The organism is Paraglaciecola sp. T6c (assembly GCF_000014225.1).
GTDB lineage: Bacteria > Pseudomonadota > Gammaproteobacteria > Enterobacterales > Alteromonadaceae > Paraglaciecola > Paraglaciecola atlantica_A.
The window spans coordinates 1,159,951-1,172,774 of the sequence record NC_008228.1; the positions used below are offsets into that span (position 1 = coordinate 1,159,951).

Consider the following 12,824-nt stretch of genomic DNA (forward strand, 5'->3'; position numbering starts at 1 on the left):
GCTATCAGTGTGTGATTATAGCAAGTGAATCTGACAGATTAATTACTGTTTCGTAATTTAATTACGAAAATATTAGATTAATAAGTCATTATTGTGAAATTTTTTAACAAAAAAAGCTATTAAAGCGCGTTAAATCGGCTGAGGTCAGACCAATCAGGGTTATTAAGGCGCTTTTTTTGTAAAATTTACCTACTGTTCATTCCGCTTATCGTAACGAGAGCCTCGCAAGGTATCTTTAACTCGTTTCAAGTTTTCGCGGAATTTAGTACCTCTTCGTAAAGTAAAGCCTGTCGCTAATATATCGATTAACGTTAGCTGAGCAATACGTGATGCCATAGGCATATACATGTCTGTATCTTCAGGCACTTCTAATGACAAAACTAAATTACACTCTTTCGCCAAGGGACTATTTTGCGAGGTAATGCCTACCACGGTAGCATCATTACTGCGGGCAATTTGTGCGACTTCCACTAAGCTTTTTGTGCGACCAGTGTGAGATATAAGCACAACAACATCGTCTTCAGATGAGTTCATACAGCTCATACGCTGCATTAAAATATCTTCAAAATAGACAACCGGAACATTGAAACGAAAGAACTTGTTGAGGGCATCATGAGCGACCGACGCTGAGGCGCCAAGGCCAAAGAAGGAAATTTTTTGCGCCTGTGTCAACAAATCTACCACTCTGTTGATCGTATTGATATCAACCGATTGGCGGGCAACCTCGAGTGAGGCCATGGTCGATTCGAAAATCTTTTTGGTGTATTCCTCTGGGCCATCATCTTCTTCAACGTGTCGATTAACGTAAGGGGTGCCATTCGCGAGGCTTTGGGCCAGGTGTAATTTAAAATCAGGATACCCCTTGGTATCCAAGCGTCTGCAAAAACGATTAACAGTGGGCTCGCTGACATCAGACATCTTAGCCAAGGTGGCGATGCTGCTATGGATAGCGACTTGAGGGTTGGCCAAAATGACTTCGGCGACCTTACGTTCTGACTTGCTGAACGCTAATTTATGCTGAGTTATTTTTTCAAGAATATTCATATGCCCACAGAATTTTTAACTAAAATCATGAAGTAGGCACAAGAATAGCATTGTCGACAGCAAACTTGGTAACCTTCTTGTAACTTTTTGACAAAAATCGGTGAAATACTCGGTTTTTAAGGCAGAGGAGGCACAGAAAGCGTCGCCTTTTCTTAACAAACGTTGTAAAATTACAACATTTGTTGTTAACTGTGGGCAAAGATAAGTCATGATTGAAGTGTTATTATTAGCCCAATTCCAATCACGCAGTTTTATTAATTAGCAGGTTAAACACAATGACGTTAGATAATTCATCCGCCCCGTGCGACTTTGTTCTATTTGGTACTAAAGGTGACTTAGCTCGCCGCAAATTACTTCCGTCGCTTTACCAGTTAGAGAAAGCAGAACTCATGCACGCTGAAACATCGATTTTAGGGGTAGCCCGAGACGACATCAGCTTGCAAGACTACGTAGCACTTGTAAAAGAAAATATTGAACAGTTTAGTGGCGAGACCCTTTGTGATGAAACATGGGAGCGTTTCTCCGCTAAATTAGATTATGTGTGCGTCGATATGAAAAACGCAGAAAGTTACAGCGTCTTCGGTGAGCATGTTGATGCCTCACGCACCATGGTCTGCTACTTCGCTACGCCTCCTTCTATCTTCGGTGATATTTGCCGTGGCCTTAAAGCGGCAAACGTTATCGATAAAAGCATGCGCGTCGTTCTTGAAAAGCCGATTGGCCACGATTTAGCGTCCTCTAAGGTGATTAACGATCAGGTCGCTGAGTTCTTCGATGAGTCACAAATTTATCGTATCGATCACTACCTAGGTAAAGAAACGGTTTTGAACCTGATTGCGCTGCGTTTTGCGAACTCTATTTTCGCGACCAATTGGGATCACAACAGTATCGATCATGTACAGATCAGCGTGGCTGAATCGGTGGGGATTGAAGGGCGTTGGGGATATTTTGACACCGCTGGACAAATGCGCGACATGGTCCAAAACCACTTGTTGCAAATTTTGACATTGATTGCCATGGAACCGCCAACAACTTTGGATGCTGACAGTATTCGCGGTGAAAAATTAAAAGTCTTAAAAGCGTTACGCCCCATCAACTCAACCAATATCAATCAGAAAAGTGTTCGTGGACAATATATTGGTGGTTTTGTGAAGGGCAAAGAAGTGCCTGGTTATCTGGACGAACCGGATGCAAACCCACGTAGTGAAACAGAAACTTTTGTAGCGCTAAATGTGGACATTGATAACTGGCGTTGGGCCGGTGTGCCGTTCTATTTACGCACGGGTAAACGCCTGCCGAACAAAACCAGTGAAGTGGTTATTTATTTTAAACGCCAGCCTCATAACTTATTTGAAGACAGTTTCGCACAATTGCCACCGAACAAGCTCACCATTCGCTTGCAGCCGGATGAAGGCGTTGAAGTCACAGTCATGAACAAAGTTCCTGGTTTGACAGGGACTAGCGGTATGGATTTGCAGAAATCACGTTTGAACTTGAGTTTCTCTGAGGCGTTCCAAGATGATCGTATCGCTGATGCATACGAAAAATTACTGCTTGAAGTGATGCTGGGTAATCAAGCCTTGTTCGTTAGCCGTGATGAAGTGGAATTTGCTTGGAAGTGGGTTGACGGCATTATCGATGCTTGGAAACACACCAATGAGCCGCCTGAGCCTTATCAAGCCGGCACGTGGGGACCAGTGGCCTCAATCGCTCTACTCGCCCGTGAAAACCGAGCATGGTACGAAAGCAGAATAGGAAAGAAATAATATGTCACTAACTGAAAATAACTTTCAATCAACTGATGAACTTAATTCTACATTCGCACAGCGTATCGTCGATATTTTGAAAGATGGCATCAATGAGAATGGCCGAGCGAGCTTGGTTGTTTCTGGTGGACGAACACCTAAAGCGTTGTTCAACTCGTTATCAAAAGTGGAACTCGACTGGAACCAAGTAGACATCAGCTTAGCCGATGAGCGCTGGGTAGAAACAGACGATGACGCCAGCAATGAAAAAATGGTGCGTCGAGAGTTACTGCAAAACAACGCAGCAGCTGCCAATTTTGTTGGCCTTAAAACCGAGCACGAAGATGCTAAAGATGCGGTTGAAACCTGCACCGCAAATCTTGCCAAATTACATACTCCTTTCGATGTATTGATCCTGGGCATGGGGGAAGACGGGCATACTGCTTCTTTGTTCCCATGTTCAGATCAGATCCACCAAGGTTTAGACCAGGGCGCGCGTCGTACGTACATTGCTGTACAACCTACGACCGCACCGAACCAACGCATGTCGTTGACCTTACCCGCACTGTTAAACAGTAAAAATGTATTTTTGCATTTAACAGGGGACAGTAAAAAACAGGTACTGGACAAAGCGATAAAAGGTGGCGATGAGCACGAAATGCCCATTCGCGCGGTGATAAATAACGCCGATGTCGAATTAATGTGGGCTCCCTAGGAGAAAAATATGAATTCTATTATTCAAGAAGTCACCCAACGCATCATTGAGCGCAGCCAAGGCTCGCGCAAGGCGTATTTAGACAAAATTGAAAAAGCCCGTTTACAGGGGCCACATCGTGGCACGTTGTCGTGTGGTAACTTGGCGCACGGTTTTGCAGCATGTGGTGCTGAAGATAAGGCCGACTTGCGTAGCATGACAAAGTCGAACATTGCGATTATTTCATCGTACAACGACATGTTATCTGCACATCAGCCTTACCACGATTATCCAGAAATTCTTAAGAAGGCCATTCAGCAAGTGGGCAGCGTGGCGCAATTTGCCGGTGGCGTACCTGCAATGTGTGATGGCGTTACCCAAGGTAACGCTGGTATGGATTTAAGCCTAATGAGCCGAGACGTGATTGCCATGTCAACGGCGGTGGCATTGTCGCATAACATGTTTGACGGCACATTGATGCTCGGCATATGTGACAAAATCGTGCCCGGATTATTGATCGGTGGATTAAGCTTCGGTCATCTACCGACCATTTTTGTCCCTGCTGGCCCTATGCCATCAGGTATTCCAAATAAAGAGAAAGCCCGAGTGCGTCAAATGTACGCTGAGGGCAAAGTGGGCCGTGAAGAATTGCTTGAGGCTGAGTCTCAGTCTTATCACTCTGCGGGCACTTGTACTTTTTACGGTACCGCTAACAGTAATCAATTGGTGGTTGAGACCATGGGCTTGCATTTACCGGGTTCATCGTTCGTTAACCCAGGCACGCCATTGCGTGAAGCCTTAACCGATGCAGCTGCACGTCAAGTGACGCGCATCACTGATCTAGGTGAAGATTACCGCCCAATCGGTCACATTGTTGATGCGAAAGCTATCGTCAATGGTTTAGTTGCTTTACTAGCCACTGGCGGCTCAACTAACCACACTATGCACTTGGTTGCCGTTGCTAAAGCTGCTGGCTATACCATTAACTGGGATGACTTCTCTGATATTTCAGATGCTGTTCCTTTGCTTACCCGCATTTATCCCAATGGCTCTGCTGATATTAACCACTTCACTGCTGCTGGCGGTATGGCGTTATTGTTCAGAGAATTATTGAATGCAGGCTTGCTACACAACGACGTGAAAACTATTTGTGGCGATGGCCTTGAGCGTTATACCCAAGAGCCAATGCTTGAAAATGGTGAACTGGTTTGGCGAGATGGCCCAACTGAGTCATTCGATAAAGAAGTGGTTGCCAGTGTTGAAAAGCCATTTAAGCCAGACGGCGGTTTATCGGTATTAACCGGTAACCTAGGTCGTGCGGTAATGAAAACGTCAGCTCTGCGTGAGCCTCATTGCAAAATCAAAGCCCCTGCAGTTGTATTTGAAGATCAATTCGAACTAGCAGCGGCGTTCAAAGCCGGTGATTTAGACAAAGATTGCATCGTGGTTGTGCGCTTCCAAGGGCCGTCAGCTATTGGTATGCCAGAGCTTCACAGTCTTACGCCTCCTCTTGGTGTACTGCAAGACAAAGGTTATAAAGTTGCTTTAGTGACTGACGGACGTATGTCAGGTGCTTCAGGCAAAGTGCCAGCCGCGATTCACTTAACACCTGAAGCGGTAAAAGGTGGCTTAATCGCTAAGGTAAACAGCGGTGATATCATCGAATTGGATACAGAAACTGGCCACATGACACTGCACGTAGATGAAGCTGAATTGTCCGCTCGAGAAGCGAAAGTGACTGACGTTGCCTCTCATCAGGTGGGTATGGGCCGCGAAATGTTTGCCGGTATGCGCTCAACGTTAACGGGTGCCGAGCAAGGTGCTTGTTCTCTTTTCGTCGGACAGGATGATTAATCGTGACAACTAATTTTGTTGCGGATATTGGTGGCACTAATATTCGTTTGGCGCAGGTCGTTAACGGACAAATCGCTGACATTCGCAAATACTTGTGTGCTGATTTTGCCACTTTGAATGACGCAATAAAACAGTATTTTTCAGAGTTTCCCGCAACCCAATTCGCTGCTGGTTGTTTGGCCATTGCCTGTCCTGTAGAAGGTGACCACGTCAAAATGACCAATCACTACTGGGCTTTTTCTATTAAAGAAGTACAGGGTGATTTGGGTTTAAGTTGGTTGGGCGTGATCAATGATTTCACCTCAGTGGCTCATTCTCTGCCTTTGCTAGGCGAGGACCAAAAAGTGCAAATTGGGCAAGGGGCAGCGATACCCGGTGCCAATATAGCCGTTTTTGGACCTGGTACTGGCCTAGGTGTGGAACATCTAACTTGTACCGATGGCAAATGGAAAGCGCTTGATGGGGAAGGTGGACACGTTGATTTTTCAGCTGTCGATGAAAATGACATTGCGATTCTGCGCTTTTTGACCAAAAAGCTAGGCCACGCCTCAGCAGAAGAAGTGATGTCAGGACGAGGGATTGTTCATATTTATGAGGGGTTGGCTGCGGCCAGAAATGTGCCGTCAGAGTATAGCGACGCAGCAGATATAACCTCTAGAGCAATTGATAACAGTTGCTCATTGTGCCGTGAAACACTAGAACAGTTCTGTCGCATTATGGGAAGTTTCGCTGGCAACTTAGCCCTTAACTTATGTACACGCGGTGGTGTTTATATCGGTGGCGGGATCGCCTCTCGATTTGTTGAGTTTATTCAACAAAGTGAATTTCGCGCACGCTTTGAAGCAAAAGGCCGGTTTCGTCATTACGTAGCTGGCATACCTACATACATTATTACCGAGCCCGATCACGGTTTGATTGGTGCCATGGCATACCTACAACAGCATTATAAAGGTTAACTACAATGACAAAAAATTGGAAAGTTTCGTCTCAAGATGTATTCAGTCAAGGACCAGTGGTTCCTGTATTGGTGATCAAAGATGTAAAGCATGCGGTCCCTCTTGCTAAAGCATTAATTGCTGGCGGTATTCGTGTATTGGAAGTGACATTGCGCACAGAAGCAGCACTGGACGTAATCAAAGCTATCGCGACTGAAGTGCCAGATGCCATCATAGGTGCAGGTACGGTAACGAATGCTAAGCAATTAGCTGAAGTTGAAGCGGCGGGTGCTATGTTCGCAATAAGCCCTGGTATGACATCTGACTTATTGGATGCAGGTAATAAAGGCGGTATCGCGCTCATTCCTGGTATCTCTTCTATTTCTGAATTAATGCGCGGAATTGACTTCGGTTATACCCACTTTAAATTCTTCCCAGCTGAAGCCTCCGGTGGCGTTAAAGCCATTAAAGCGATCGGTGGACCATTCCCTGACATCGCGTTTTGCCCAACAGGTGGCATAAGCCCAACTAATTACCTTGAGTATTTATCATTGCCTAACGTGCGTTGTGCAGGAGGCTCTTGGTTAGCACCTGACGATGCTGTTGAAGCGGGTGATTGGGATCGTATTACTGAGCTGGCTAAACAAGCCGTTGCTGGCGCAGCCGGTATTTAATTCATCGTTTAGATGATTAAGAAGGCCACGAAAGTGGCCTTTTTTGTGTCTGCCGATTTGCCCTGAGGATTATTTATCAAATGCTGGGCGGCTGTCTTTCATCAATATATCGAGCTCTCGCTGAGCCTTTACTGGATCATCCAAGTCGTTATCTTCCAGCATTTCACATTCGTCGTTGATCATTTGTTTTACGGTGACCGGGTAATACCGACAGTCATCAGGGCGATCGAAATAGATATCGCAAGTATAAATATCTTTGCTGTTCTCAATGGTTTTGTCTGCTGGCACGACGCGTAAGAAGGGGCAATGGTTCAGCAACTTGCCCGTGTCTGGGCTGGCCCAAATCAAGCCTTTTTTAACGTACTGAGCGATATCCGGTCGAAACAGCTCCCACATATCGATTTCGCTGTCGGTGACAGACAAGCCGCCATCACCGTATTGGGTGCAACACTTTCCGCACTGGGTACACTCTTTCATGCTCGCTTAACCGCTATTTGATGATGGATGGGGGAAACAAACAATCTTAGCAAGCTTTATGAGACTTATGCTGTTAATGGAGACAGTGCAGCGGACTCGAATTTAATTCCCTGCCAACCTGTATTCATAAAATTTCTGATATTACCGTGATCGTTGGCGTCAGGGTGCTGCAATACATCGTTGCGGTAAAAGGTACCAAATAAGTGCAATGTTTCAGTTTCCGTTAATTGATTGAGTTGCGCAAAGTAAAAAATCTTGCATGAACCTTCATTGCTGCCTTTTTCATTGACCACGTCACCATTGGTGAATGCGGTTGCTGTGTATCGGTAGTGTTGTTGTATCGTATTAATCACTTGGCTGAACTCAACACTTTGTGGTTGGGTACGCACTTGGGTGATCAGATTTTGAATGGTCATATTAGTCCTAAATAAAATGAGAAATAGAAAAGCAGCTTCGAAGGAAGCTGCTTGTGTAGATACATGTTTTGCGTAGATTACAGCGTTAACACAAAGACTTTTGAGTTACGCTGAAAATTGTATAGTTGTTTCTTTTTAGCGGGTAAATCATCGAGTGTGGCTCGTACGAAGCCTTGTTCCTGAAACCAGTGAGAGGTCACTGTAGTCAAGCAAAATATCGAGGTTAACCCCTGTAACTTTGCTTGTTCACAGATGGCGCTTAAAAGGCGTTCACCACGATTTCCACCACGGTAATCAGTATGCGTTGCTACGCACGCTAGCTCGCCGCATTGCTCCTCTAAATAAGGGTACAGCGCCGCACAGGCTATGGTCATGCCGTCACGTTCAATGATGGTGAATTGTTCGATTTCACGCTCTAATATTTCACGGGAGCGCTTCACCAAAATACCTTTCTCTTCCAGCGGGTTGATGAGGTTTAGAATACCGCCCACATCTTCAATGGTCGCCGTACGTATCTGCTCGTAATAGCTTTGCGAAATAAGCGAGCCTGCGCCATCTCGAGTGAAAAGCTCTTGCAATAGCGCGCCGTCTTGGCCGTAACTAACACAATGGCAACGGCTGACGCCTGACTCCAGACTGTCGATAATCGTTTGAATGCTGTGCTTTTCTTGCTGTAAATGTGCTTGCTCTAGCATAGGGTACAAAGAGTTGAGCTGAATATTGCGCAGCAAACGGCCTGTTTCATCTACAAGGCCATCTTTTTCCGTAAAGATAATCAGCTTGTCAGCATTCAACGCTTTAACTGCGTTAGTCGCTACATCTTCGTGGCTTAAGTTAAATACTTCACCAGTGGGGGAGTAGCCCATAGGTGGCAGTAATACAATTGAGCCATCGTCAAGATGGTCATTTATGCCAGTAACATCAACCCGACGTACCAAACCAGTATGCTCGAAGTCCACGCCGTTACGCACGCCGATAGGCATAGCCACCACTAAATTACCGGAGCACACTCGAATTTGCGCGCCGTGCATAGGTGAATTAGCCAAGCCCATGGTGAGCAAGGCTTCAATTTGTGAGCGCACAGAGCCCGCAGCATCTTTCACGCACTCAAGGGTTTGCTTATCTGTGATCCGCACGTCTTCTGAAAAACGCGGTTCTACTTTACGCCAGACGGCACGTTGATCAATTTGCGGTCGCGCGCCGTGTACCAGTATCAAGCGTACACCTAAGCTGTTAAGCAAGGCGATATCCTGAATAATGTTGGCAAAGTTTGCATCTTCAACTGCTTCACCACCAAACATCAATACGAAGGTTTTACCCCTGTGCGCATTGATGTAAGGCGCCGAATTGCGAAATAGCTTTACGCTGTCGTTGTGTGAAAGTACCACGTGTTTTCCTTACACTTACATCGCTATTTTTTGAACGATGCTTTAGCATTAGCCAGCGCTTCGAGTACAGGCTTAATGCCCGTTCCACCCAAGATGTCGCGCTTGTTGACCAAATATTCAAGTTGTAGAACAGGGTAGACATCCTCTTCTATAACGTCTGAATACACTTTAAGCTCAGCGATAGTGAGCTCTTCAATGGCCTTTTTCTTTTCGAGGGCGTCCAGCACGACTCGGCCAGAAATATCGTGGGCGGTTCTAAACGGAATCCCCTTATCGACAAGGTAATCAGCGAGCTCAGTCGCATTAGCATAACCCTCACGGGCGGCTTTCGCGCAGCGCTCGCTATCAAGTTTGATGCTATCAACCACTTCACAAGCGATGCGTAAACAGATATGCCATTGATTCGTCGCGTCGAACAAGCCTTCTTTGTCTTCTTGCATATCTTTGTTATACGCAAGGGGCAGACCTTTCATGGTCACAAGCAAGGCTTGTAAGCTACCGAACACTCGCCCACATTTACCGCGCATCAGCTCTAATGCATCAGGGTTTTTCTTCTGAGGCATCAAGGATGAACCAGAAGTAACCGCGTCACCTAACTGTATAAAACCTGCCTCGCCTGAGTTGTAGAAGATTAAATCTTCCGCCATACGCGACAAGTGCATCATGCTGGTACTGGCGACAAAAAGAAGCTCTAGCACGTAATCACGATCAGATACCGCATCAAGGCTGTTGATGCACGGGCTGTCAAAACCAAGCTCTTCGGCAATCGCTTGACGGTCGATAGGGTAGGTTGTGCCAGCAAGTGCACCGCTACCTAAAGGACACTGATTCAAACGGGCTTTTAAGTCATGCAGACGACTCAAATCGCGTTTTAGCATTTCAACATAGGCCAAGCACCAGTGCGGGTAGCGCACCGGTTGAGCACGCTGCAAGTGGGTGTAGCCAGGTAAAATAACGTCTTGATTGACATCAGCGTTACCCACTAATGACGCAATAACCGCTTCAACATCCTCAACCAGTAAATCAACGTGTTCACGGGTCCATAAACGAAAATCCGTGGCAACTTGGTCGTTACGGCTGCGGCCAGTGTGTAATTTGCGCGCCACATCGCCGAGTTGCTCGATTAAGGTTGCTTCTACAAAGCTGTGAATATCTTCTTCACTGCTGGCGTCAAAATCGAGCTCACCGGCATCCGCTTTGACCAACAAGGCTTTAAGGGCTTCTTCAAGCTGTTGGTGCTCGTCTTGGTTCAGTACCCCCGCTTTTGCAATGGCACGTGCCCATGCTATTGAGCCGCGAATATCTTGGCTCGCCAATACTCTGTCGAATGGCAGTGAATCGTTAACAGTGCGAAACATCGCACTGCTGCCATCTTGAAAACGTCCGCCCCACAAGCTCATTATTCGATACCTGTGTTTTTGAACGGAATGCCTTCTTTGTTTAGCGCGCTGATGCGGCTAGACAAGCTATAAAGACGGATAAAGCCTTCTGCATGGCTTTGGTCGTATACGTCATCCGCACCAAAGGTAGCGAAATCTTCAGAGTACAAGCTGTTTGGTGAACGGCGCTGGGTTACCGTTGCTTGGCCTTTATACAGTTTAACGACTATGTCGCCCGTTACTTTGTCAGCAAAGCTTGCTGCACCGGCGAGCAGTGCATCGTTTAGGGGGGTGAACCAACGGCCGTCATACATAACATGTGAGAACTCTAAACCGATTTGCTCACGGTATTTAAGCGCAGCTTTGTCTAACACTAGGCTTTCAAGGGCTTTGTAAGCCGCAAGCATAACTGTTCCGCCTGGGGTTTCATAACAACCACGTGACTTCATGCCCACTAAACGGTTTTCTACGATATCGATACGACCCACGCCGTGTGCACCAGCAAGCTCGTTCAATTTAACCAAGCATTGGTAAGGGCTAAGGGCTTCACCGTTTACTTTTACCATGCGGCCATGTTCGAAGCTGACTTCAACACGCTCAGGTGTATTCGGCGCATCTTCAGGAGAAACGGTCATGGTCCATACTTCTTTGGTTGGCTCGCACCAAGGATCTTCAAGCTCACCGCCTTCGTGTGAGATATGCCATGCGTTTGCATCACGGCTGTAGATTTTGGTGGCTGACGCTGTGGTTTTAATGTCACGCTCGGCCAAATAAGCCAATAAATCTTCACGTGATACCATGTCCCACTCACGCCAAGGAGCAATAACGGTTAGCTCAGGTGCGAGTGCAGCAAAGGTGCCTTCGAAACGTACTTGGTCATTACCTTTACCTGTACAACCGTGGCAAAGTGCATCTGCGCCTACTTTACGGGCGATTTCAACTTGTGCTTTGGCGATAATAGGGCGCGCCATTGATGTACCAAGTAAGTACTGACCTTCATATACTGCGCCTGTAGTAATAGTGGGGTAGATGTAGTCAGATACAAATTCGTCTTTTAAGTCCACGATATAGCATTCGCTGGCGCCGGTTTTGATGGCTTTTTCACGTAGACCTTCTAGTTCCTCGTCCCCTTGACCTACATCAGCTGCGAACGCGATAACTTCACAGTCATAGTTCTCCTTCAACCAAGGAATGATGGCTGATGTATCCAAACCACCTGAATAGGCTAATACTACTTTTTTGATGTTTTTCTTGCTCATTGTCTGTACCTAAAAATTAAAAGTGTTAAATGGGGTTAAGCTGCGCCGCCAAGAAGGTGCACTAAAATGGCATTCTGGGCGTGCATTCTGTTTTCTGCTTGCTGCATCAAAATAGATTGCTCTGAATCAATTAAGGTGCCGCTAATTTCTAAGTCGCGATGGGCAGGTTGGCAGTGCATAACGTATTGAGCACCAGTTGACTGCATCATCGCTTCATCGATTTTGTATTTGCCAAACGCTTGTTTGATGGTCTCAAGTGGGGTGTCATCGCCCATCGAAATCCATGTGTCAGTATAAAGTGCATGAGCACCGTTAGCCGCTTCAACGTCGTGACTGATAACTAATTTGCCACCATTTTGCTCGGCTTTTTGCTGAGCAAGCGTGACAATAGCAGGGTCTACTTCATGGCCAGGAGGGGTAATGACAACCACCTCGCAACCTAACGTCACGCCCACAATCATCAAAGAGTGAGTGACGTTATTACCATCACCGATATACGCTAGTTTAACTTTGCTCAAATCGCCAAGACGTTCGGTTAAGGTTAAGTAGTCGGCCATGGCTTGGCACGGGTGGTACATATCACACAGTGCGTTGATAACAGGTACTTTGGCTGAACTGGCTAATTCTTCTAAGGTTGAGTGCGCAAAAACCCGTGCAACAATAGCGTCAGCCCAACAGGCAAGGTTGTTACCCATGTCTTTCACGTCTTCACGGCCTGCTAATTTATTTGACTGGCTGTCTAAATAAACAAGGTGCCCGCCTAGTTTGTTGATACCTATATCAAAGCTCACTCGGGTGCGCAGTGACGGTTTCTCAAATAAGGCAACAATTGATTTACCTGCCAAGGCTTGGCGGTAGTCAGCTGGATTATTCTTAATGGTGACGGCCAGTTGCAAGAGTGCATTGAGGTCTTTAGCAGACCAATCAGTGAACGACAGTAGATCCTTTTTCATGGAGGT

General features: G+C 46.3%; 12 protein-coding genes. 5 read left to right on the plus strand and 7 right to left on the minus strand.

Features of this window, described 5'->3' with window-relative positions; genetic code table 11:
• Nucleotides 1-189 precede the first annotated feature (189 nt).
• The gene (locus tag PATL_RS04940) at nt 190-1,044 is read right to left on the minus strand and encodes a MurR/RpiR family transcriptional regulator (protein WP_006990603.1); all 855 of its coding nucleotides are present in this window, start codon (nt 1,042-1,044) and stop codon (nt 190-192) included.
• Between the two features lie 275 nt (nt 1,045-1,319).
• Between PATL_RS04940 and zwf the strand changes: the two genes are divergently transcribed.
• From zwf to PATL_RS04965, 5 genes are read left to right on the plus strand one after another with little or no spacing between them, the layout of a single operon-like run.
• The gene (gene zwf, locus PATL_RS04945; RefSeq protein ID WP_011573854.1) at nt 1,320-2,810 is read left to right on the plus strand and encodes a glucose-6-phosphate dehydrogenase; all 1,491 of its coding nucleotides are present in this window, start codon (nt 1,320-1,322) and stop codon (nt 2,808-2,810) included.
• 1 nt (nt 2,811) lies between these two features.
• The gene (pgl, locus tag PATL_RS04950) at nt 2,812-3,504 is read left to right on the plus strand and encodes a 6-phosphogluconolactonase (RefSeq protein ID WP_011573855.1); all 693 of its coding nucleotides are present in this window, start codon (nt 2,812-2,814) and stop codon (nt 3,502-3,504) included.
• 9 nt (nt 3,505-3,513) lie between these two features.
• The gene (gene edd / locus PATL_RS04955; protein WP_011573856.1) at nt 3,514-5,337 is read left to right on the plus strand and encodes a phosphogluconate dehydratase; all 1,824 of its coding nucleotides are present in this window, start codon (nt 3,514-3,516) and stop codon (nt 5,335-5,337) included.
• 2 nt (nt 5,338-5,339) lie between these two features.
• On the plus strand, nt 5,340-6,293 hold the full coding sequence (locus PATL_RS04960; protein WP_011573857.1) for a glucokinase: 954 nt from the start codon (nt 5,340-5,342) through the stop codon (nt 6,291-6,293).
• A 5-nt stretch (nt 6,294-6,298) separates the two neighbouring features.
• Nucleotides 6,299-6,946, plus strand: coding sequence for a bifunctional 4-hydroxy-2-oxoglutarate aldolase/2-dehydro-3-deoxy-phosphogluconate aldolase (locus tag PATL_RS04965; RefSeq protein ID WP_006990598.1), 648 nt, complete (start codon nt 6,299-6,301; stop codon nt 6,944-6,946).
• 69 nt (nt 6,947-7,015) lie between these two features.
• On the opposite strand, the gene PATL_RS04970 is transcribed toward PATL_RS04965, so the two are convergent.
• The 6 genes from PATL_RS04970 to PATL_RS04995 all read right to left on the minus strand — a co-directional run bounded on the left by PATL_RS04970 (nt 7,016) and on the right by PATL_RS04995 (nt 12,818).
• A complete protein-coding gene (locus PATL_RS04970) occupies nt 7,016-7,423 on the minus strand; it encodes a YkgJ family cysteine cluster protein (protein ID WP_011573858.1) in 408 nt (135 codons plus the stop codon).
• A gap of 65 nt (nt 7,424-7,488) precedes the next feature.
• Nucleotides 7,489-7,839, minus strand: a complete 351-nt coding sequence (locus tag PATL_RS04975) for a HopJ type III effector protein (protein WP_011573859.1) — start codon at nt 7,837-7,839, stop codon at nt 7,489-7,491.
• 77 nt (nt 7,840-7,916) lie between these two features.
• Nucleotides 7,917-9,227: an amino-acid N-acetyltransferase gene (gene argA / locus PATL_RS04980; protein ID WP_011573860.1), complete on the minus strand. Its 1,311-nt coding sequence runs from the start codon at nt 9,225-9,227 to the stop codon at nt 7,917-7,919.
• Between the two features lie 23 nt (nt 9,228-9,250).
• Nucleotides 9,251-10,627, minus strand: a complete 1,377-nt coding sequence (gene argH, locus PATL_RS04985; protein WP_011573861.1) for an argininosuccinate lyase — start codon at nt 10,625-10,627, stop codon at nt 9,251-9,253.
• Nucleotides 10,627-11,865, minus strand: a complete 1,239-nt coding sequence (locus PATL_RS04990) for an argininosuccinate synthase (protein ID WP_011573862.1) — start codon at nt 11,863-11,865, stop codon at nt 10,627-10,629. The genes argH and PATL_RS04990 overlap by 1 nt, the downstream gene beginning before the upstream one ends.
• A gap of 35 nt (nt 11,866-11,900) precedes the next feature.
• Nucleotides 11,901-12,818, minus strand: coding sequence for an ornithine carbamoyltransferase (locus PATL_RS04995; protein WP_011573863.1), 918 nt, complete (start codon nt 12,816-12,818; stop codon nt 11,901-11,903).
• Nucleotides 12,819-12,824 lie beyond the last annotated feature (6 nt).

Bases quoted from the DNA above. Each gene is read 5' to 3' on its own strand.
- PATL_RS04995 (WP_011573863.1), bottom strand. From the start codon at position 12,818: ATGAAAAAGGATCTACTGTCGTTCACTGATTGGTCTGCTAAAGACCTC.
- argH (WP_011573861.1), bottom strand. From the start codon at position 10,627: ATGAGCTTGTGGGGCGGACGTTTTCAAGATGGCAGCAGTGCGATGTTT.
- PATL_RS04965 (WP_006990598.1), top strand. From the start codon at position 6,299: ATGACAAAAAATTGGAAAGTTTCGTCTCAAGATGTATTCAGTCAAGGA.
- edd (WP_011573856.1), top strand. From the start codon at position 3,514: ATGAATTCTATTATTCAAGAAGTCACCCAACGCATCATTGAGCGCAGC.
- PATL_RS04940 (WP_006990603.1), bottom strand. From the start codon at position 1,044: ATGAATATTCTTGAAAAAATAACTCAGCATAAATTAGCGTTCAGCAAG.
- PATL_RS04975 (WP_011573859.1), bottom strand. From the start codon at position 7,839: ATGACCATTCAAAATCTGATCACCCAAGTGCGTACCCAACCACAAAGT.
- PATL_RS04990 (WP_011573862.1), bottom strand. From the start codon at position 11,865: ATGAGCAAGAAAAACATCAAAAAAGTAGTATTAGCCTATTCAGGTGGT.
- pgl (WP_011573855.1), top strand. From the start codon at position 2,812: ATGTCACTAACTGAAAATAACTTTCAATCAACTGATGAACTTAATTCT.
- zwf (WP_011573854.1), top strand. From the start codon at position 1,320: ATGACGTTAGATAATTCATCCGCCCCGTGCGACTTTGTTCTATTTGGT.
- PATL_RS04970 (WP_011573858.1), bottom strand. From the start codon at position 7,423: ATGAAAGAGTGTACCCAGTGCGGAAAGTGTTGCACCCAATACGGTGAT.